This is a genomic window from Streptomyces antnestii, assembly GCF_004005495.1.
Taxonomy (GTDB): domain Bacteria; phylum Actinomycetota; class Actinomycetes; order Streptomycetales; family Streptomycetaceae; genus Streptomyces; species Streptomyces antnestii.
Window position 1 is genome coordinate 1 of record NZ_RZYA01000014.1, and the last position, 20,046, is coordinate 20,046.

24 protein-coding genes and 1 pseudogene are annotated in these 20,046 nt (G+C 68.3%); 5 read left to right on the forward strand and 20 right to left on the reverse strand.

What is annotated here, in order from left to right:
* On the reverse strand, window positions 1-319 hold a 319-nt coding region (locus EOT10_RS25905; RefSeq protein ID WP_146003137.1), incomplete at its 3' end, for a transposase.
* A gap of 61 nt (window positions 320-380) precedes the next feature.
* Entirely contained in the window at window positions 381-1,799 is a 1,419-nt protein-coding gene (locus tag EOT10_RS25910) for an SMI1/KNR4 family protein (protein WP_127830755.1), read from the reverse strand.
* Between the two features lie 332 nt (window positions 1,800-2,131).
* Here EOT10_RS25910 and EOT10_RS25915 point away from each other — a divergent pair, with 332 nt between their 5' ends.
* Window positions 2,132-2,935 carry a hypothetical protein gene (locus EOT10_RS25915; RefSeq protein ID WP_223281197.1) on the forward strand — a complete coding sequence of 268 codons (804 nt, stop codon included), beginning with the start codon at window positions 2,132-2,134 and terminating at the stop codon, window positions 2,933-2,935.
* Between the two features lie 73 nt (window positions 2,936-3,008).
* Here EOT10_RS25915 and EOT10_RS42110 read toward each other — a convergent pair whose 3' ends face one another.
* The 3 genes and pseudogenes from EOT10_RS42110 to EOT10_RS25925 form a co-directional block, all read right to left on the reverse strand.
* On the reverse strand, window positions 3,009-3,398 hold the full coding sequence (locus EOT10_RS42110) for a DUF6082 family protein (protein ID WP_431313327.1): 390 nt from the start codon (window positions 3,396-3,398) through the stop codon (window positions 3,009-3,011).
* A gap of 10 nt (window positions 3,399-3,408) precedes the next feature.
* Window positions 3,409-3,675: a DUF6082 family protein gene (locus EOT10_RS43180; RefSeq protein WP_431313324.1), complete on the reverse strand. Its 267-nt coding sequence runs from the start codon at window positions 3,673-3,675 to the stop codon at window positions 3,409-3,411.
* Window positions 3,676-3,807: 132 nt separating this feature from the next.
* Window positions 3,808-4,617 (reverse strand): annotated as a pseudogene (locus tag EOT10_RS25925) (transposase family protein).
* Window positions 4,618-4,720: 103 nt separating this feature from the next.
* On the opposite strand from EOT10_RS25925, the gene EOT10_RS25930 reads away from it, so the two are divergent.
* Complete coding sequence (locus EOT10_RS25930) at window positions 4,721-5,266, forward strand: AAA family ATPase (protein ID WP_127830757.1); 546 nt, start codon at window positions 4,721-4,723, stop codon at window positions 5,264-5,266.
* A gap of 645 nt (window positions 5,267-5,911) precedes the next feature.
* On the opposite strand, the gene EOT10_RS25940 is transcribed toward EOT10_RS25930, so the two are convergent.
* From EOT10_RS25940 to EOT10_RS25980, 9 genes are all read right to left on the reverse strand, one after another.
* A complete protein-coding gene (locus EOT10_RS25940) occupies window positions 5,912-6,394 on the reverse strand; it encodes a hypothetical protein (RefSeq protein ID WP_127830759.1) in 483 nt (160 codons plus the stop codon).
* A 244-nt stretch (window positions 6,395-6,638) separates the two neighbouring features.
* Window positions 6,639-7,121 carry a hypothetical protein gene (locus EOT10_RS25945; protein WP_127830760.1) on the reverse strand — a complete coding sequence of 161 codons (483 nt, stop codon included), beginning with the start codon at window positions 7,119-7,121 and terminating at the stop codon, window positions 6,639-6,641.
* Between the two features lie 519 nt (window positions 7,122-7,640).
* A complete protein-coding gene (locus EOT10_RS25950) occupies window positions 7,641-8,411 on the reverse strand; it encodes a calcium-binding protein (protein ID WP_127830761.1) in 771 nt (256 codons plus the stop codon).
* Window positions 8,412-8,419: 8 nt separating this feature from the next.
* A complete protein-coding gene (locus tag EOT10_RS25955; RefSeq protein WP_127830762.1) occupies window positions 8,420-10,243 on the reverse strand; it encodes a hypothetical protein in 1,824 nt (607 codons plus the stop codon).
* A complete protein-coding gene (locus tag EOT10_RS25960; protein ID WP_189492088.1) occupies window positions 10,244-11,206 on the reverse strand; it encodes an AAA family ATPase in 963 nt (320 codons plus the stop codon).
* Window positions 11,101-11,724, reverse strand: coding sequence for a relaxase domain-containing protein (locus EOT10_RS25965; protein WP_127830764.1), 624 nt, complete (start codon window positions 11,722-11,724; stop codon window positions 11,101-11,103). The genes EOT10_RS25960 and EOT10_RS25965 overlap by 106 nt, the downstream gene beginning before the upstream one ends.
* 3 nt (window positions 11,725-11,727) lie before the next feature.
* Window positions 11,728-12,069 (reverse strand): hypothetical protein, encoded by a 342-nt coding sequence (locus EOT10_RS25970; RefSeq protein ID WP_127830765.1) that lies wholly within the window; start codon window positions 12,067-12,069, stop codon window positions 11,728-11,730.
* Window positions 12,070-12,327: 258 nt separating this feature from the next.
* Window positions 12,328-13,122, reverse strand: a complete 795-nt coding sequence (locus EOT10_RS25975) for a helix-turn-helix domain-containing protein (protein WP_223281224.1) — start codon at window positions 13,120-13,122, stop codon at window positions 12,328-12,330.
* 82 nt (window positions 13,123-13,204) lie between these two features.
* Window positions 13,205-13,495 carry a DUF6879 family protein gene (locus EOT10_RS25980; protein WP_431313325.1) on the reverse strand — a complete coding sequence of 97 codons (291 nt, stop codon included), beginning with the start codon at window positions 13,493-13,495 and terminating at the stop codon, window positions 13,205-13,207.
* A gap of 519 nt (window positions 13,496-14,014) precedes the next feature.
* On the opposite strand from EOT10_RS25980, the gene EOT10_RS25990 reads away from it, so the two are divergent.
* Complete coding sequence (locus EOT10_RS25990) at window positions 14,015-14,218, forward strand: hypothetical protein (RefSeq protein WP_127830767.1); 204 nt, start codon at window positions 14,015-14,017, stop codon at window positions 14,216-14,218.
* Window positions 14,219-14,730: 512 nt separating this feature from the next.
* Here the strand turns inward: EOT10_RS25990 and EOT10_RS25995 are convergent.
* Window positions 14,731-15,195, reverse strand: a complete 465-nt coding sequence (locus tag EOT10_RS25995; protein WP_223281198.1) for a DUF6188 family protein — start codon at window positions 15,193-15,195, stop codon at window positions 14,731-14,733.
* Between the two features lie 665 nt (window positions 15,196-15,860).
* On the opposite strand from EOT10_RS25995, the gene EOT10_RS26005 reads away from it, so the two are divergent.
* A complete protein-coding gene (locus EOT10_RS26005) occupies window positions 15,861-16,826 on the forward strand; it encodes a DUF2599 domain-containing protein (protein ID WP_223281199.1) in 966 nt (321 codons plus the stop codon).
* Between the two features lie 364 nt (window positions 16,827-17,190).
* Here EOT10_RS26005 and EOT10_RS26010 read toward each other — a convergent pair whose 3' ends face one another.
* Entirely contained in the window at window positions 17,191-17,523 is a 333-nt protein-coding gene (locus tag EOT10_RS26010) for a hypothetical protein (RefSeq protein ID WP_127830770.1), read from the reverse strand.
* A 476-nt stretch (window positions 17,524-17,999) separates the two neighbouring features.
* The gene (locus EOT10_RS26015; protein ID WP_223281200.1) at window positions 18,000-18,353 is read right to left on the reverse strand and encodes a DUF4277 domain-containing protein; all 354 of its coding nucleotides are present in this window, start codon (window positions 18,351-18,353) and stop codon (window positions 18,000-18,002) included.
* A gap of 50 nt (window positions 18,354-18,403) precedes the next feature.
* Here EOT10_RS26015 and EOT10_RS42645 point away from each other — a divergent pair, with 50 nt between their 5' ends.
* On the forward strand, window positions 18,404-18,526 hold the full coding sequence (locus EOT10_RS42645; protein WP_262985441.1) for a hypothetical protein: 123 nt from the start codon (window positions 18,404-18,406) through the stop codon (window positions 18,524-18,526).
* Here EOT10_RS42645 and EOT10_RS26020 read toward each other — a convergent pair.
* The 3 genes from EOT10_RS26020 to EOT10_RS42900 are packed head-to-tail and all read right to left on the reverse strand — an operon-like array spanning window position 18,519 to window position 20,040.
* Window positions 18,519-19,418: an alpha/beta hydrolase gene (locus EOT10_RS26020; RefSeq protein ID WP_189492091.1), complete on the reverse strand. Its 900-nt coding sequence runs from the start codon at window positions 19,416-19,418 to the stop codon at window positions 18,519-18,521. The genes EOT10_RS42645 and EOT10_RS26020 overlap by 8 nt on opposite strands.
* Window positions 19,415-19,708, reverse strand: a complete 294-nt coding sequence (locus EOT10_RS42895; protein WP_317617363.1) for an SDR family NAD(P)-dependent oxidoreductase — start codon at window positions 19,706-19,708, stop codon at window positions 19,415-19,417. Before EOT10_RS42895 ends, EOT10_RS26020 begins: the two co-directional genes overlap by 4 nt.
* Window positions 19,708-20,040, reverse strand: coding sequence for an SDR family oxidoreductase (locus EOT10_RS42900; protein ID WP_317617362.1), 333 nt, complete (start codon window positions 20,038-20,040; stop codon window positions 19,708-19,710). The genes EOT10_RS42895 and EOT10_RS42900 overlap by 1 nt, the downstream gene beginning before the upstream one ends.
* Window positions 20,041-20,046 lie beyond the last annotated feature (6 nt).

Consider the following 20,046-nt stretch of genomic DNA (forward strand, 5'->3'; position numbering starts at 1 on the left):
CCGCCCGCGACCAGTCCAGCTGGTTCTTCGACCGCAGTTCCTTCAGCAGCACCGCGTGCAGTTGGTCCCACACGCCGGCCTCGTTCCACGCGGCCAGACGCCGCCAGCAGGTCATGCCTGATCCGAAGCCCAACTCCTGTGGCAGGTACTCCCATTGGATGCCGGTGTGCAGCACGAACAGGATCCCGCACAAAGCTTGCCGGTCCGGTACCCGCGGTCGGCCCTCGACCAGCTTCCGACCCGGCTTGGGCAGTAACGGCTCGATGAGCGACCACAGTTCGTCCGACACGATCCAGGGCCGCGACTGACGTTTCCCCATGAACAGACCAACGACCCGACAAGCCAACAGTCACATGATCAACAGCTTTTGTTAGAGCCAGTTAGCCAGCAGGTCGCACGGCGGGCCCGAGGTTGCCCTTGAGCACGGTGCGCACGATCTGCGGGCGGTCCCACAGCGCCAGGATCTCGTTGGCCAGGTCCACCGTCGGCAGCACGTCCTGCTGACCGTGGACCGTGATGGAGGCGGCCGACAGACTGCGCGGCACCGCCCCGGCATCGAGCAGCACCCGCCACTCCTGCGGGCCGAGCCGAAGGAACTCGAGATGGGCGAGCCGCGCTATCTCCAACGGGTCGGCGAGCGTACCGGGGTAGGCGCACAGCGTGCGCAGCCGCGGCAGCCCGACGGCGGGGGCGAGGCTGACCGGCGCGTCGTCCCACACCCCGATGGACAGCACCTCAAGGCCAGGATGGACGGCGGCCTCGATGCTCGGTATGCCGCGGATGTTGACGTGCGCCACGACCGGCGGGTACTCGCCGTGCCCGCCCCGCGGTGTGCTGTGAGGCCGGCCGAGCACCAGGCCGGTGAGGGAGTCCGCGACGATCTCCGCGCCGACATATCCCTCGTGGCCGATCAGAATGATCTGCCCTTTGTGCCCGCGTGGGCCCGGCGTCAAATCGACCGCAAGACGGTCGCCCCCGCCGGTGTCCCCGAACACGATCCAGCCGGGCGAGCCGACCAGACCCTGCACGGCGGCGTCGGGCTCGGTGACGACCGCCTCCATGGCGCCGTGAGTCCAGGGGGAGGGACGTGACGCGGCGTCAGCGACGTAGAGGGAGTCCAGCGGAAAGAGCTCGCAGCCAACCGCCCTGTCGATCCGCTCCCCGGCGTCGTAATCCGTCTCCGAGCCCTGCTCCCACGTCGGCTGGGCGACTTGGTAGAGCGCCTTCAGCTCCTCGGGCAGTGCGACGCCGAGCCGCGCCTCCGTGGCGGCGATCTCCGCGTCCGTCGCTCCGACGGCGTCAGGCACCCGCTCGCGCACCGTGCATGCCAGCAGCACCGGATCCGCCGTCGGGGCCGGCACCGCGCCGGGCACCGGATCCGGCAGCCTGCGCCATGGCTCGGGTACCGCGCCATCGACCAGGACCAGCGCCCCCGGCTGAGCCGTGCCGATGCCGGACTCGACGGCGGGGCTCGGCCCCATCACGCGGAGCGTGGCCTGCCCAGTCGACTCGAACTTCACGGAGAAGGACACGTCGTCGATCCCGGCCGCCACCAGCGCGCCACGCACCCGCCCCACTGCGTCAAACTCCGCCTGCCGGTCCTCTGCCTGAACGGCTCGCCCAGGCCTGGGCCGCGACCGCTCCAGCGGCAGACTCCAACTGCCCCTGCCTATGCGCCCCGCCGCGCGTACGGCGGCATCGGAGCGCTGATCGGCGCCGTGGTCGCGTAGCAGCCGCAACACCGGTGCCCAGGTGGCGAAGTCGTGCAGCCCCGCAGAAGTGAGTCTCTGATCAGCCATGCAGTGACCCTAAGGACCGGCACTGACAACGTCGCCGCCAGGACGGTGCCGGGCTCTCGAACGCGTGCAACGCGCGTGCCGGTCATGAGCTGAAGCCCGGCCCATGCCGCTGCCCCGTCCTCCTCGGCTCGACCTTGCTCCGCTCAGGCGGGGCCCCAGTTGTACGCGCCGGACTCCGCGCGACTGCAAGCATGCACGGCCGTGACGGTGGGAGGTCGGCGATGAGTCAGGGCAAGAAGCCTTCCGGGTCAGGTGTCCCTCAGCGATCGGTTCGCGCGGCAGGAGGTAGCTTGCCCAAGAGTTGGAGCTGTTGATCCAAGGAGGCCCCGCCCGTGCCGCAGAGCTTTGCAGGTCCACCGTTCGACCTGGAAGACCTGATACCCGAGCTCGCAGTGCTCGGACAGCGGACAACGCTGCTGCTGCCCAAGAACGGCTCGCCCGGTATCAGGGAGAGTTCTCTAGGTGGCCCTATTCTCTGGCCAGCTGACGAGCCGTGGCCCTCCTGCGGACAACCGGGACACTGGGCTTGGCCCAACGAGAAGAGCCCGGCCGGGACGGTCCCCATGGTGCCCGTCGTCCAGCTCTTCGCGCGAGACGTACCCGAACTGGCCTTCCCTGACGGCATGGACGTACTCCAACTGGTCTGGTGCCCCTTGATCCACCCTCTGGACCACGCGGCCGCCGCACTACCGAAGCTCTACTGGCGGAGCGAAGCAGACGTGCTCGCCACCGAAGTACTCCGGAACAGCCCCGCCCCACAAGAAGGTGAGTACGAAGAAGACTTCATGCCTCAGCCGTGCGCAGTGTCCCCCACCACTGCGGTGGAATACCCGAACTGGGACCTGCCACCAGGACTTCGGCAGACCCTGCAACCCCGCATCGAGGAACTCGAACGACACTTCGATCTGGAGTACACGCGGTTCGCGGGTGCGCTACAAAGCAAGGTCGGCGTGTACCCGGCCTGGAACCAGCCGCCCGACTGGCCAGACTGCGAGCGCGGTCACCGCATGGAGCACTTGCTCAGCATCACCGCAGAAGAAGACCTGGATATGGATATTGGCGACATGGGAAGCATCTACATTTTCTTGTGCCGCCAGTGCTCCCACCTGCCCTACACGCACCGCTACGACTGCTAGAGCGCAGCCCCAGCACCGACGAAACGCATGCCCATCCAGGACCACTGGGGCCATGCCTGCGGGCCAAAAACGCCTAGGGCCTGTCCGGCCGGTCTTGAAACTCCAGAAGAGCGGACGCTGGCCCCGCCGCCACAGCAGCCCGGTAACTCTCATCGACCAGGCGAACGAACACACCGTCACGGCGATCACCAGCCTCCATGGTGCGGCGCCACCCCAGCCCTTCGCGTTCCCACTGCTCCCGCGCGATCTCCCCGCGGAAATGGCCGTCTAGCTTCACCGTGAGCTTCCCGACGGACAGATGGCCGATACGGAAGCGCTGCAACAGCTCTCCGAGAGCGAGAGACGTGATCAGATGCTGCTGATGCCGCTTCAAGGTCACCGGCGCAACGGGCGGAGACCATGCCTGGAGCAGATCCCGGTTGCTCAACGCGAGCACCGCGAGCTGGAGATGGCTGTCCCTGATGGCCTGCTCGTTACTCGTTACTCGTGCGCGTCTGCCTGACCTGGTAGAGAAGCGAGAGAGCTACACCGGCTAGAGCAATGGCCGAGAACACGACGGACACGGCCCCGTATGCCTGACTGATGTCACTGAGCTTCCCCCAGTCGATGTGCCCTGGAGCCAAGGCGGCCAGCACGAACGGCGTGGAAGCGATCAACCCCAGCAGTCCGAGTCCGAGCAAGCTGTACGCAGCGACCGTCCGCACTCGCTTGCGCTGCGCCCCGCCTCTTTCAGTTGTCACATGCCCCCCTGAACACCGAATGCCAGTTCGCTGACCAGGATGAAGCTGGCGCTGGCGCCCGGCAAGGGGGACTCAACCCAGCGGCTCACCTGGCTCCCTGTAAGTCCGTCGCTGAGGTTTTCTCTATGAAGATCACTTCCAACGCTGCTTGAGAACGAGCGCGGCGCGGGCGATGTCGCCGATGCGGCGGGGCTGAGTGTGATGTGCTTGAGCGCGCGCCAGCGTTCCTTGAGCTCGGCGGCGGCAGGTTCACCCAGGGCTCGGATGTGTCTGATCAAGGCGTTCGTCATCCGGATGTCGATGTGGAGGGCTTGCTCGGATCGGCCCTTTGGGCGGCGGACGGGGATCCGTATGCCGATGCCCGCCCCGATGTATCCCTTGTCGGCCAGGGTCGGTAGGCCCTGGGCAGCAGCCTTGTGGAGGGCGGGCAGGACGTGGATCCGGGCTGCGGTGATGTCGGGCGTCGATCCGGGCTCAACCTCGGAGACCCACAGCGGGGTGCCGTCCGGCGCGGACAGGAACTGGACGTTGCCGCCGAACGCCTCTCGTTTCTGGCTGAACCACAGGTCATTGCCGTTCTCACGCTCGCCCAAAACGCGGTCCGACTTGGACCAGGGTGCCGTCCAGGATTACGTGCGTCATTCCCTCCTCCTGGCAGCGCCTCAGGACGCCATGCAGGTCGGGGGCCTGGCCGGCGAGGACATCGATGCCCTCATGCAGGTAGCGGTAGCCGGTGGCCTGCGAGATCCCGGCGTCTCGTGCCAGGCAGTGCACACAGCCGCGCTCTCGGAACCAGCGCAACACCAACACGGCCTGCCGGAACGGCCCGAGCGCCCGCGAGCCGCGCGGAGTGCCGATTCGGCGGCGGTGCGCGGCCAGCAAACGGGCGAGGTAGTCCACGACCTGGTGGGGGACATCGAGCGTGGCAACATAGGTGACCAACGTGGGGCCTCTGGTGGTTACGGACATGATCTTGTGGTGAGACCGGTCCTACCAGGGGCTTCGCGGCAGTTCTGACTCAGGTGCGCCACGACGGGGGCCAACAGTGCGGGAGCTCAGTTCCGCGGTCGTGCTCGTGACGGGCGTCATGGCGTCCGGGAAGTCCACCATCGCCCAGCTGCTGGCCGAGCGGCTCCCACGCTCAGTGCACCTGCGCGGCGACGGCTTCCGGCGGATGATCGTGTCCGGTCGCGCGGAGTTCACGCCCCAGCCGACCGCCGAGGCCAGGGATCAGCTGCAACTGCGGTACCAGGCATCCGCTGCGGTCGCAGACCTGTACGCGCAGGCGGGATGGACCGTCGTCGTTCAAGACGTCGTTCTCGGCGAGTATCTGGACGCCTACCTCCACGCCGTGACGACAAGGCCCCTGTATGTGGTCGTCCTTGCCCCTGGCCCCGAAGTAGTCACAACGCGTGAGGCCGGCCGGCACAAGAACGGCTACGGCGGCCCCTGGACGGTCGACATCCTCGACGACGCACTGCACCGGGACACCCCACGCCGCGGGCTCTGGCTGGACACGTCGAACCAGACACCCGACCAAACCGTGGATCAGATCCTCGCCGACCTCGCCACGGCTCGCATCGTCGGCTGAAAGCCGTCCATCACAAGGTCGCTGAGAAAACCTCACTGACCAGCAGGAATGGGCAACGCTGTTCCCATTCTGCATCGCTCCGACCACCCGCACCACGCCGTGTTGGAGGAGCACACGTGATCGACCGGACAAGACCTGACTCCTCAAGCTCTTTGATGCTGAGAGCTGTTACTGGTTTCTCTCCCTCATCAAGGCCCGCGCACGGCGCGGGCGCGCGCCGCCTTTGCGGCGCGGCCTGCCTTCTGTCTGCGCCCCGGCTGGCCGCGCCCGGCGGCACGCTGCGTGCAAGCGGGCGGAGGTGAGAAGCGTCATCCGCGGGCCAAAGATGTGCCTCCGGCGGGGGCGCTCAGACTCTGGGATGGCGGGGGCGCCGTTCGCGAGTGCCGGCCGGTTCGTGGTGAGCGTGGTGGGCTCCCATCCCGTCCACCGTCGACCCAGGCAAAGCCGAGCAGACGCGGCCCATGGCGTCCAGGTCGTTCGTACAGTAGCGCGCTCCACCTGGACGCCATGAACCACGCCCGCTCCACGGTGTGTGGGTCGACGGCGGACGGGATGGGAGCCGGGGCGAGTGGTGGGTATCTGACGGTGGTGAAGGTGCGGCTCAAAGGACGGGCACACGAGCCAGCCCTCGAAGACTTCGCCGGACTAAGACCATCGCTTGGTGATCGTCGCTGGAGACTCCGGGGCTGCCCACACCTGGATACGGATCTTCTCGGTGGTCTCGGGGCTCTCGTCGGAGTCGACGTCGGCCTGAGCTGCCCGAGCCAAATTGCTCCGGGACGCGCGGACGCGGTTCCAGCCTGACGCGACCTCGAACGTAGCCGCATCGGGGGCGTAATCCGTGCAGCCCAGGACCATCAGGCGACCCGCCGACACATCGAGGCTGACCTCAACAACGTGATCGAATTCCGAGCTGTCATCACTCGGTTCCTGAGGCAGGACGACCACAGTGACGGATACGTTGACATTGACCACCGTGCCGATACCCAGCGCATCCTGTGCAACCGCGAGGTGATCGACAACGGCCTGGTCCGTCCACGCGTCGCTTAGGTCACCGTCTGAGTCCGCATCGGATACGTGTATCTGAAAGTAGTCGGCGAAGAGAGTGAGCTCCGTCGTTGTCGTCATGGCGGCAGAGTGCCATGCAGCACTGACAGCCGAAGATGCGAATGGCCGCCCACGCTACGGATCAGACGGCGCCCGTACCACAGCCGTGCCAGATCGAGCGGGGAACCACGGGGAACAACGAGAGGCAGCAGGCATTGCTAAGTAGATCAGCGCAAGGCGAGAACCCCCAGGTCAGCCGCCGCATCGGCCAACCACGCTCCTAAAGCGGTACTCACGCGTGACGCGAGGCCAGGGCCGGTACGCCCTACCCTCCGATCCCGAACGACAGCCCCCTGTGATCACCGCCGAGTGAACTTCGTATGGCGTTGACCAGCCTCACTTGCGCCACGGCGGGTTCCTGCCGCGCCGCTTCGAACTCCTCCGGACTGAGAGGGTTGTGAAGTGGGGTGCGCTCCCCTCGTTCCACCTGGTCCAGGAAGGAGTTGATGGCGCGGCCAAAATTGTCGATCTCTGTGGCGACTTCTGTGGGGGCGACCAGGCTTACGCGCATCAAAGCCGCGCTCCACTCACCCCAGTCGTATTCCCAGCCCCGGCGATCACCGTGGGCTCGCCTGAGTTCCATCGTGAACTTGGCGTAGTGGCTGAAAATTTCCTGATGCGCAGCGAGCTGCTGATCGCGTATCCACTGCTGATCCTGGGCACGGCGCGTGACGACCCCGCCAACCAGCACACCCACGGTGGCGAGCAGGGCACCAGCGACCGTCGTCACCAAACTCTCCAGCACCACGCCCCCCTAAGCTCCGATGTCCTGTCGATCGGGAGAACGATGCTACTGATCACAGACCAGCAGCGGGGGTGCCCATGCAGGAGGCCCCTCGGTGATCACCGAGGGGCCTCCGGTACGGCGTTGAATCGTCACACGTCAGAGCGCTTCTTTGTTCTCCTTGAGCGCCTCGCCAAACTTATGTACTGGAGGCAAGACACTCCAGGGGGAGTTGCTCCACTCAGCACGCTGCCGTGCCCGATCGAGGTGGGAACAGCATGAACCTGCGGACAGGACGCAACACAACGGCCCCTGATCGACTTACGACGGGTGTGCAGCAGCTGCACAGCCAGGTTGGCGTGTTCCTCGCCTACGCCTGGTACCAGGACGCCGAGCGACGCACCCGGGCCGGGGCGCCCCACTAGGAGGAACACGACCAAACCCGGGCACGACCATTGCTGTCAACGGCCATTAGTCGGAGTGCAACGGCACTGCCTCAGGGCAGCGCGCCCTGGTGCGTTGCTTCGCGGGCGAGGTCCCTCTTTACTGCACGTCGACGAAGTCGCCCGTGGCCTTGGCGGCGGGCGTGGTGCTCGTGCCTGTGAAGTAGTAGCGCCAGTAGCCGTCGGTGGAGGCGGTGACCGTGGCCTTCACATTGCCGCTGCCGTCCGTGTTCACCGTCTTGACGGTGCTGTACGTGCTGCTGCCGGCCTTGCGGAACTGCAGCTTGACCGGCTGCCCGGTGTACCCGTGATACAGGTGGTCCTCCCAGTTCGCCCTGGTCAGCTTGCCCGTGACGGTGATCGTCCGGCCCTTGGCAACCGGCTCCGGCGAGGCGTTGACCGTGAGCTTGGAGTAGCGCTGCACATGGAAGGTGCCGAGATTCGTGAGCTTCGCCGATTCGCCGTCCTGGGCCTTCGCGTACGCGCCGAAGTGCCAGGTGCCTGCAAAGGCGTTGTAGTTCAGGTCGTACTCGGGGACGACGGTGTACGTCGAGGTGCAGGTGACCGTGGTCCCCGACGTGCACGTGGTTTCGCTGGGCGAGTCCTGGGTCCAGAAGACGTCGGGGTCGCTCCAGGTGCCGTGGTACAGGTACGTCTGCCCGGAGGCTATGCCGGCCGGGTCTGAGGCTGTGAACGTGACCTTGAAGGTGACCTTGTTCGTCGTGCCGACGGCGACGTCCTTGCCGCTGTTCACCACCACGTTCGAAACCTTCGTGTCGCCCACGACCGTGTCCGCGTGAGCGGCCGGAACGGTGAGGGCTATTAGTGCCAGCGCGCCGGACGAAGCGGCACCGATGGCGAGTCTGCGCATGAGTTCCCTCAGGAAAAGAGGCCTGTCGCCCGTGTAGGCGGTTGGCGTGTGAACGAACTGTAAAGGATTGGCTCGGCCTCAGCCCGGGGCTGGGGTGCTCGCTGCCGCTGCCGGCGAAGCAATGCGGCGTCCCGCGCCGCCTCATCGGCCAGGTGGCGCTGCGGCGCCTGGGCGATGATCTTCTGGCGCAACTGCTGCTCGGCTTTCAATTGGTCAGCGGCCGTGCGCAGATCGCTGGCCCTGGCTCGCAATTCGAGCGCCTCCGTCCGGGCCTGCTGCGCGGCCTCGGCCCGAGCGGTGTCGACCTGTGCGGCAAGGACGGGCAGATGCGCACGCATCGCGGCGAACTGATGCCGCATCACCGTCACGTCGTCGGGTGCCTCGCCGAGTCCGCCGTGAGCGCGAAGGGACTCGGCGTACGGGGATGAGTGCAGTGTTTGCCATGCCTGCCGCCGGGCCTGCGTGGCCGCGCGTTCGGCGCGCTGCTGCTCCTCACTCGCGTCGGTCAGCTGTCGCGCGTATTGGATGAGCAGGCTGTGCTGTTCGGCGCGGGACGTGCCGGCGAGCCGCAGCGCGATCCGGCCTCGGCCGGAGGCTGTCTCGATCTTCTCCTTGATGTCCTTGGCCTGCTCGGCGGTGGTCGCCGCACCGCCGGCGATGTCGGCTTCCCGCTGTGCCTGTTCGGCGAGCTGATCGGCTACGGCAAGGACGGCGGCCGCGGCCTGGGCGGTGCGCTGCCCGGCGCTGGGGTTTTCGGCCGCGGCAGCTGCCGCTTCCTGGGCCTGACGGGTCTGCTCGTCGGCGGCGTGCTCGGTGGTTGCTGCCGCGCGCAGCGTCGTCGCCAGGCGGCGTGCCTCCAACTGCGCGGTGGACAGGGCGCCGTACGGGCGTGCCTGGCGGTCAGTCCAGGCCGGGAACGCCACCTCGCCCTCAGCCGGTCGCGGCACCGCGACGGGCTCGGGAGCGGCCCGCAGCTGGTCGCTGACCATGGTGTCGGCGCGGTCCTGCCGCAGCAGCGTTGCGTACGCCTGCAGGGCCCGGTCGAGGGCCTCGGCGTCGTCGCGGGGCTCGCCGAGCTGGGCCCGGGTTTCCGCGTCCTCGAGCGCCTCGGTCGGCAGCCACAGGTGGTTGGCGGTGCGGGCGCGGGTGATGCCGGGGTAGAGGGCGTACGCGTTCGCGCCCAGCCCGTACACCAGGGCAGTGTCCGTGGTCAGGCCCTGGGAGGCGGCGATCGTCATCGCGTACCCGAGGGAGAGCGCGCCGCCAGTGAAATCGCCGACGCTCAGCCAGGCCTGCCCAAACCCGGTGGTGCCATCGGGGTCTTTGCGACGCCAGGCGATCTGCACCTGATGGTCGTCGGAGATGTCGGTGACGACAGCTCGGTAGCCGTTGAGGACGTCGGGGCCGGCGCCGCGTCGGGAGCGGTAGTCGTTGGCGCGTACTCGGACGATGTCGCCGACGGCCAGGGTGAGGTGGCCGCCGCCGGGCAGGGCGTAGCGGTGCTCGCGGCCGAGTTCGCCCGCCGCCCGACGCAGCGACTGGGCGCCTGTGTTCAACAGCGCGGCGTCGTGGTTGCGGGCGGCCAGGACGACCAGGTTGTCGACCACGTCGCATGCGTCGCCCCAGCGGCTCCGGGTCTCGTTCCAGGCGGTGAGCATGCCGCGGCTCGCGTCGTCGGCGCTGTCGGTGGCGTGCACCCGGCCGCGGTCGGCCAGGAGGTTCAGGGCCTGCTCGCGGGAGCCGGTGCGCCAGATCTCCAGCGCGGCGCGTTCACCGGCGTCCTGCTGCCGCCGGTTGGTGGTGAGCGTCTCGCCGCCGACCAGGCGGTGCACCTAGGCGAATCCGCCGCCGGGTCCGATCGCCTGTAGCTGCTGCGGGTCGCCGATGCCGATGACCTTGGTGCCGGTGCGGGCGGCCTCGGTGAGCAGGACGGCCAGGGACCGGTCGTCGGTCATCACCGCCTCGTCCAGGACCAGGACGTCGATGCCCGTCAGCCCGTCGCCGCCGTGGATGCGCTGCAGCCAGGCGGCCACGGTGCGCGAGGGGATGCCGGAGCCCTCGTACAGGTTCTGCGCGGCGACCGCGGACAGAGAGGCGCCGGCGTAGGTGAGGCCGACGCCGTCCCAGCCGACCCGACAGGCCTCCATCAGGCTCGTCTTGCCCGATCCGGCAACGCCGATCACAGCGTCCACGCCGTGCCCGGCCGTCAGCAGCCGTTCGACCACGCGCCGCTGCTCGCCGCCGAGAGTGAATCCGGCGCTCACCTCGAACACGGAGAGCGCGGCCGCCGCCTGATCCGCACTCAGGCGGGCGGAGCCGTCGGCGTACCTGTTCCGGGCCTGGTCAACGATGGTCCGCTCGGCCCGCAGGATGTCGAGGGTGGTGTACCGCTCGGTGTGCTCCATCAGCTGCGAGCCGCGTGGCGGCAGCGCCTTGGCGTACCCCTGCACCCCGAGGACCCGCAGGGCCAGGTCCTCCAGTTCCTCACTCCTGACCCCGTACCGGCAGGCGTCGGCGACCCGGGCGAGCAGCTGCGCGGTGCTGAACTCCTTGTCGAAGGCGGTCAGTCCGTGGCGCGGGTCGAAGACCTCCTGCGCGATCTCCTCGGGCGAAGGGGTACGCGGGCCCTGAGGCCCATCGGCGCGCAAGCCTCCGTCGGGCCCGGGCGGTTCGGGGGCTGCTGCCCGGATCAGCTCGTCGACGTCGTAGCCGAGTTCCTCCGCGCGCCGGCGCCAACCGTCACGGAGGTCGAGGCGTCCGGTGTCGTGCTTGGCATGCCGAGTCTCGGCCGACACCCGTAGCTTCTCCTCGCGGCTCGCGGCTCGCGGCTCGCGTCCGCGCCGGCGATGGCGTCGACCTGGGCAGCGCGACGGGAGTAGTGGTCGCGCAGCGGCTCGGGGATCCCCTCGACCTCCCAGGCGCCTGTACGCGGCGAGCGGGCGTAGCGCATGCCGAGCCGCTCATGGGCCAGCGCGCGCACGCGCCCCTTGAACAGGGCGTCGAATGCCTTCGCATGCCGGTGAAGGTCCATGCCGCCGTTCGCGATGGCCCTCCATGTCCCGTCCTCGCAACGGGCCATGTTCACGATGACGAAGTGGACGTGGAGGTGAGGGTCGCCGGGGGTGTCGTCGACCGGGCGCGCCGACTGGTGCTCCACGCTCCAGCCGAGCAGTCCGCCGGTGGCGATGCGCTGCAGCGTGCCGTCCTCGCTCGCCAGGCCGTAGCCGATCCATTTCTCCAGCTCGGCGAACGCCTCACGTTTCGCCTGATGGACCAGGTCACGGAACTCTTGCTCCCGCAGCTCTCCGAGCAACGCTCACGTAGTGGAGTCACTTTTCGGCAGGTCGGCGACGATGTCGTAGGCGCGGATGCGGATGCTGACTCGCTCGGCTTCATGAGCGCGCGCCTCGGCGAGTTCGTCGGCGTCGTAGATGTCGTCCAGGGCGAGTCCGGCCGCGCGGGCGATGCGGTGCAGCGAGTCGACTTGCAACCGGTGACGCTCGCCTTTCTGGTGCACCATCCGGGCGAGCGTCGCGTACTTCGCCGCCTGCTTCGGCTTCCCGGCGAACAGGTCGGCCGACTCCCGGCCTGCCCTCTCGGCGGCCGCCTCGATCGCTTCCACGAGCCGCGCGCCGACCAGCTGCGCGCGGGTGAGCACGCAGCTCGGGGCTCACCAACTGCTCGCCGGTGACCGGGTGGACTCCATTGGTCAGCGCGCGGGCGGCCCGCTTGCCCGCCTCGTCCAGGGGAGCACCGGAGGTCTGACCGACCGCGGCGAGGCCTTCGCCGATCCACACGAGGGCGCCGTCCATGCGGTAGTCGATCTGGTCGCCGACGGCGGTCGGCCGACCTTCCCCGGCGAGGCCTTCGCCATCGTGCTGCACGTAGCAACCCGTGCATTCCCTTGTTCTGCGGGTCAGCCCAGGGCGTCAATGGCCTTCACGATCAGACCTCGCGCGTCCGCGTCATAGACGGCCATGCTGCGGAGCCGCTCGAACGTCTCCAGATACTGTGCGACCTCGCCGGGCTGCGTCACGTTGACCTCGGCGGACACCAGCTCGACCGAGACGAGCTGGTCGTCGTAGATGTGGAACGTCTCTTCGGGCCAGTGCGAACGTCTGGTTGTCATCGGGATGATGCCCGGGGAGACAGCTGGCAGTGCGCCCGCGGTGAGGAGGTAGCCGAGCTGCGCGGCCATGGCAGCAGGGTCGGCCACCTGGCAGTACAGCACCGGCTCTTCAACCACCACGACGAACCGGTGCCCCTGTTCGTGGACGATGCGCGAGCGCTCGATCCTGGCGTGTGCGGCCTCTGCGCTGTCGTCCTCGGGCAGGTGGTGAACGCTCGCCGCCATGCCGAGGACGGCGAGCGCGTAGCCCTCCGTCTGGAGCAGGCCGGGCACGAGGCTCGAGGAGTAGATACGGAAGCATTCCGTCTCGCGGAAGGTCCGCGTGCGGCTCTCTTGGATGTGCCGCAGCCCGGTGCGGACCTGGTCGCGCCACTGCCGGTACATCGATTCGGCATTGAAGGACTGGATGAAAAGGTCCTGCGCCTGGTCCTCCGCACGGACGGCGGCGAAAAAGAGGCGGATGTCGGTCGCTGAGGGCCCGGTGAGGGCGTTCTCGATACGGGACGTCTTGGAGTAGTGCCAGTTGAACGCGGCAGCCAACTGCATGACAGTCAGGCCGGCTTCCTTACGAAGGTCGCGCAGGCGATGGGCGACGGCTTAACGCGCGGCCTGGGCAGATGAGGAAGGCGAGGCGGGCATGGGGTTGGCTGCCGGTGCTTTCTGCTCAGCGGATCTGGTAGCGGTCGTGAGGGACGGCGCGGCTCCAGACCGCGTCGAAAGCCTCGGCGCACAGCTTCGCGGCGGCGCGGTCCTCGGAGGTCTCGTGGCCGACCATGGCCCCGCTACGGGAGAAGTGGCCCCACCGGATCACTTGGTCGTCGAACAGCCAGAAGTCGTTTCCGGGCAGCGCGATGTCCGAGGCTCGCCGGCGTGGGAGCCAGCGCACCTGCCTGTCTCCGATCACGCGATGTGCATTCCTTTGCATCACGGTCAGGCAGACGGGTGCGGCGGTCAAGGGCGTGAACAGGACATGTGCTCAGCTAAAGACGCCATCCTGCAAACATCTGCACATCCCTGGCTGTACTGCACATCACGTGCCTAGCGTCGGGAAGCACAACAAAGCCCGGCGGCCGCGCGAACGGCCCCGGGGTCGGCCGACACCACCAGGAGCGTCGACATGGCCGAGACTACGGGCCACATCACATCGGCAAAAGGCGGGGCGGTCCTCGTCGAGGATCCTCTTACGCCGCTGCTGCCCGCCCCTGAAGCGCTCACCCAGCCTCAGATCCGGGGGCGAGACTGCGCATGGTGTGCCGTCACCCTCGGCGCCGGTTCGGGCATCGACCTCGGTGAACGCAATGTCTTTCCACGACACGGTGGCCCGCTGGTTCCCCCGCAGTTGCCAGCCCTGTGCCCTCCAGCGCATCTATCCGGCGCAGCTCGACCACACGCGGAACTGCGAGCAGTGCACCGACGATCCGACGGTCTGCACTCACGGCACATGGCTGCGACTCGTGATGCGGCAGACCCGGCGATGAGCACGACGCGAGACACGTCGGCGCGACATGTGGAAATCCCCGGCATCTGCTTCATCCGGCAACCCGAAGGCGTACTGCGCTGCACCCTGCCGGCCGACCACTGTGGCGAACACCGGCACTACTACAGCGGCGAGCTCCACAACGGCGCGCGTGCCGGTACGAGTTGGCCGCGCCGGCCGCGCGAGACGCAGGCCGACTGAAGACTCAAGACTCCCGCCGCCGGGTGCTTGGAGGTGACCGGCGGCAGGAAGGGGCGCTCCGCTTCATGGCGGGAGCGGGGCGCCATCTTGTTGGCTCGCCCCGCCAAGACGCGCATACGTCGTAAGTGCGTTTTTGAGATCCCAAGAAACGCAGGTCAAAGGCGCACTGTGAAGGGTGGGGCAGAAGTTGCCGTTCCGTGGAAGCGTCACGGTGACGCCAGTCCGCGACGGAACTGAGGTCCGTTTCACGCGGATACGCCGGAAAGGCCGATGATCACGGTGGAACCCGCCTTCTTCCAGGTGGCCCCAGCTACCAGTACAGCCCCCATGGTCGTGGCCGAGCAAGACCGCAGCGAAGACCTGCCGGGGATCTCAAACACTCACTGTCCTGTCTCATCGAAGTTAGTCCTTCGCGTGCTGCTGACCTGCGTGGACTGGGTTGGGTGAGACGCGTGGACTCGATTCGTTGAGACAGACCGCGAGTCTCGTGCCTGCCGCATCGTGTGTCGAGGCTAGGACTCGCTCGCTCCTGAGTGGGTCCAGACGGCGAGGTCGCCTCCAGGCAGCGATACGAAGCTCCATCCTGCCGGGCCCGTGACCTGCCACGCTTCGAAGGACGGATCTGACGAGCAGTTCAGGTGGTGTCCTGTGTCGAAAACGAGACGCAGCGTACCGGATTTGACCGCGACCGCCGACAGGACCTTCGCTCCGAAGAGTGCGAGGGCCGCTGCGACGTCCTGCGATTCCGGGTTCAGGAGCACGGACGGGTTGGCATGGACTGTCCCGTGCGAGAGGTTGACGGGTGCTTCCAGTGCGATTTCCCAGTCCGAGTCGAGGGCCAGCACGAGCCGGAAGTCCACGCTGATCCTGGTGACGCTCATCCCGCGAAGGTTCAGGATCCACCGGTCCTCATGTTCCACGGGACTCTCTTCAGTACTCACTACTGCACTTTGGCTGATTCGACACTCGAGAGCCATGGGATTTCCAGTGCCAGAGCGGCATGGCTAGAACTATGTTCCGGCTGTGGACAACGAGCAGATCACTATCAAGCTCACCTCTGATGAGGCCCTGGTCCTGTCGGACTGGCTGGAGCGAGTGCAGATGACGGACCTCAGCAGTCTTGCGGACGATGAAGCGGTGTGGGCTCCCATCCACCGGTTCGCGGGAACACTGGAGAAGGCCCCCCGGAATCTTCGCAGCGGACTACTCGGAGCGCCTAGAGGCGGCGCGTTGCCGCCTTCACCCCTCCGCGGATGGTGACAGTGAGCGGAACAGCTCTGAGTAAATTTGGGTGAATCGCCCACGTTCACTGCGAACGGATACTCACTCAGCCACATGCGGTTGGCTAATGGCGGATCCTCCGTCTGCTGGGCGAGGATTTCACCCTTGCCGTCCACCCTTACGAAGGGGGCGCCGTATGGGAGGCCGCCCCTCGGGCGTGCAGCTCCTCACGCACCGTGGTCATCCCCGGTACGTCGTCGTAGGTCGACCGTGGAAGCCGTGGCACCGATGCGCGCATACCTCAAGCACAGCATGGGCATCATGAGGCGTCCGCACGCAACTGGCAGTAGGGGGAAGCAAGTTGATGCTCAGACACCGCACGTCCGCGATCGTTCGGGCAGCGGCAACGGGGGCAGCGGCGGTGCTCGTCGCACTGACGATTCAGGCCGCACCGGCGGCGGCCGACCCGGACACCTGCGGGTATCAGGTGGGTGGCGACATCCTCGCCAAGTACAACGAGTACCACGGCCGGGAAGGAGTCCTGGGCTGCCCCACATCCGACGAGCTGACCACGCCGGACGGAAGGGGCCGCTACAACACCTTCGACGGCGGATCGATCTACTGGACCCCGGAGACCGGAGCGCACCCGGTGTGGGGAGCCATCCGTGACAAGTGGGCGCAGGAAGGATGGGAGGCCGGACGTCTCGGCTACCCCAAGACGGATGAGCTGACCAACCCCGATGGAGAGGGCAAGCGCCAGGAGTTCGAGAACGGCACCTACTACTGGAACCCCTTCTCCAACGGCGCTCACGCCGTCTCCGGAAAAATCGGCTGGGTCTGGGGCAACTACAAGTGGGAGGCCGGAGACTTCGGCTACCCCACTTCTGACCGGTCGTGGGACAGCGACAACAAGGAGTGGGTGCAGAAGTTCTCGAACCATCGCTCGATCTTCTGGAACCCTGAGGGCAACGACATCGAAGGATGCCGACACGAGTGCGTCGGCTACTTTGGCGTCGTGCCGGACGACCCGGAGTCCCGCGCCACCGACCTGATCAACGAGACGCGCATCGAGATCCCGATGAGCGACTGGCAGAACACCTTCGTCGTGCGGGCGTGGCCCACGCTGAAGGGTCGAACCGGCGGCAAGGTACTCGCGCCGGCGGAGTGGGACCAGGCGTGGCAACGCGTGCCCAAGCCGTGGGCGTGGACGGACGCCAAAGAAAGCTCCATCTACAAGCAGTTCGTCTGCCACGTCGCTTTCTCCGCTCCCAAGCCGGGCGGCGGATGGACCGGCGGCGAATCGTGGGACCTGGAGTCCTGGCGCTCTGACCTGTCCTGGCTGAAGGTCATGAACCCGCTGCTCAACGACAAGTGCAACTGGGACTAACCGCCCGCTGTGCGTCGGGCGCCCGGCCGTCACAGGCCGGGCGCCCTCGGCTCATAGACCGATCCCGATCAGGGCGTTGTCTTCCCACATGCCGCCCTCCTCGATGTATCCCTCCAGCGTCGGGGATCCGGGCCGGTGGGGCGGACTGGCGGGCGATGATCTTTCGGTCGATTCCGTTGCGGGCTGCTTCGGTGATGACGCCGCGGCGGGCGGAGTGCCCGGTGTGCTTCACGCCGCATCCGGCGTCTTCACTGCACTTGGCGACGATCGCTCCGATGGACTTGGGGTGCAGTGGCTGAAGCAGCACGACAGCGGCCCCACTCCTCCCTCACCGCAAAGGGCAGGAAGAGCGGGGCCGGGAGGTTCAGCCCGCGTGTTCGGTCGGGCGGGCGAAGTCCTGGAGCAGCGTGTGGAGTTGCTCCCTGTCCTTCTGTTCGGCCGTCTCGAGCATCTCCCTGAGAACGTCCAGGGCTTTGGCCGTTCCGGCCTTGTCCCAGATCTGCTTGTTCATGATGCGGACGGAGGCCGCGTGGGCGGTCTCGTCCATCATCTTGCCGAGGTGCATCGCGATGAACGGGCCGTTGTCGTAGGGCAGCGGCTTGCCCTGCTTCACCTTCTCCTCGGAAGGCTTCGTCCCATGGACGTCAGGGGCGACGCCGGTGGAGTGCCGGGGCTCGGGGACGTTGTCCGGAGACATCGTCGCCGGTGCCGGAGCTGAGGGCTCCGGCCTCGCCCGGCCCTCGCTGGGAGCGTGCGCCGCGTCCTCATTCTTTACCGCGGTAAAGCTCGGCGCCTCCGAAGCGGCGGTCTGAGGCTGGTGCTCCTGCGGTGCATGCGTGCGCTCGGCCCGCTTCGGCTTCTCCTCGACCCGCGCCACCAGCCGCGCTTCCCAGGCGGTTGCCGATCGCCTCAAACGGGGTGCCGGTAAGAACCGTGTAACCAGCCGCAAACGGCGGTGATCTTGTGGATGGTTCACCCGTTTGGGTGAGTCCGGGGTCGCACAACTGCGGTAGGACCACGGCCCGGCCTGGTACGCCGCGCTGCTGCTGGCGCAGGCTCGAGGAGGGGAGGGCGCGTGATCTCGATGCCGCCGCACCGTACGAAGGGGCCCGGCGCACTCCTAGCAGTCGCTGGCAAGGCCCTCAAAGAATCGGCTCGTCACCGGGGCCCAGTTCAGCTGGGCCGTGTCGATCCCGATCTCGCCGATCGTCTGGGCCGCGACACCGAGCCGGTGACCTCCTCCAGGTGCGGGGCGATTGCGTCCAGCGCGCGGCCGAGCCGGTCGTCGTTGAGCACAGCGGGATCGAGGTCCAAGACCTCCTTGACCGCCCAGGTCCTGACCCAGTCCTCCACCCGTACCAGCGGGCGCGGGGCGGTGAGCCGGTTGGCGACCAGGGCCTCGATCACCTCGCCGTGGGTGGCCAGCGCGAGGTCGCGCACCGGGCACAGATCATCGACGATCTCGGCCACCCGCAGTCGATGCAGAAACGCCGCGACCACGGGCAGAGCACCCAGACGCTTGGTCACCACCTGGGACACCACCGCGCGCATGCGCACTGCCGGCCGCCCTCTGCCATGTGACTCTCAACCTCTGCGGCGCCTACCTCCCGCACTACGGCGCCGCCGGCACCCGGTACGCCCTGGCGGCGATGCTCGGCGCGGTGGCGCTGATGGTGGCGCTGCGCTGGACGTTCAACTGAGACCGAGGAAGTCGGCCACCCTCGCCATCGCCTCCGCCGAGCGCGGGTCGTCCGGCAGCAGCAGCGGCCAGACGTGCGGCAGCTCCGGCAGGAAGTGCGCCTCCACCGCGACCTGGGCCCGGGCCGCCCGCCGGGCGAAGCCGGTCGCGTCGTCGATCAGCGCCTCCCCCGTCCCCGCGAAGAGCAGCACCGGGGGCAGCCCGGCCAGCGCCGCAGGGTCGGCGAGCAGTGGCGAGGCGAGGGGCTCGGCCTCCGGCGGCACGCCTTGGAGGTAGCCCTCGGCGGCCTCGCGGGCGGCGGACCGTCCCCACAACCGGTCCCGCTCCGCGTTGAGTCGGTAGGACGGGGCGTCGGCCCGCAGGTCCAGCAGCGGGGAGAGGAGCACCAGCCGGTGCGGTCCGGGGACGGCCGGGGATTCCGCCGCAGCGGCCGAGCGGAGCGCCAGCGCCAGGGCGACGGCCAGCCCTCCGCCGGCGGAATCCCCGGAGAGGACGGGCGGCGGCCCCTGGGCCGGGTCGGCCACCGCCTGCCATACGGCCGCGGCGTCGTGCAGCGCGGCCGGGAAGGGATGCTCGGGAGCCAGCCGGTACTCCGGGACGATCACCCGGCGCCCGGTGGCGCGGGCCATCCGGTGGGCGAGGCCGACCCAGCCCTCGGCGCCGCCGAGGCGGTAGCCGCCGCCGTGCAGATGGACGATCGGCGGGCCGGCGGAGTCATCGGCCGGCGGATCGCCAGGATCGACGGCGATGCCCGCCACCCCGCCGAACTCCTCGGCCTTCCAACGGACTTCGCCCGGGGGCGGGGTCGCCCGCCGCACCGCCCGCCGCCGTTCCAGCAGCTCCGGCGAGGCGGGTCGGCCCGCTCGCGGTGGCGGGAGCGGAAGCCCGATCACGGCATCACCACCCCGCCGTTGGGCCGGATGGTCTGGCCGGTGATGAAGCGGGCCGCGTCGGAGGCCAGGTAGAGCACGGCCATCGCGATGTCCCACGGCTCCCCGGTCCGCCCCAGCGGGGAGGACGCGGCGCGCGAGGCGAAGTCCGCCTCCCGCGCGTCCGGGTCCACCGTCCCGTCCGGGCGGCTGAAGTTGCGGGCGACCATCGGAGTGTCCACGAAGCCGGGCGCGACGCTGTTCACCCGCACCCCGTACCGGCCGAGCTCGGTGGCAAGGGTACGGGTGAGCATCAGCACGCCGGCCTTGGAGGCGGCGCGTACGCGCCCAGCCCCGGCGCGGGCGTGTCGGCGCCCGCCGAGGCGGTGTTGACGATGCATCCGGAGCCCTGGCCGGCCGTGTTCCGGCCGGCCGCCGCGCAGCCGAACCAGGTGCCCTTGAGGTTGACGCCGAGGACCAGGTCCAGGGTCTCCTCGGTGGTCTCGGCGACCGGGGCCGCGCGCAGCACGCCCGCCACATTGGCCCAGACGTCGAGCCGGTCCGCGCGGGCGGTGGCCCGCCGGGCGAAGTCCTCGACCGCGGCCCGGTCGCGGACGTCGAGGACCCCGGTGACCGGGTCCTTCACTCACGC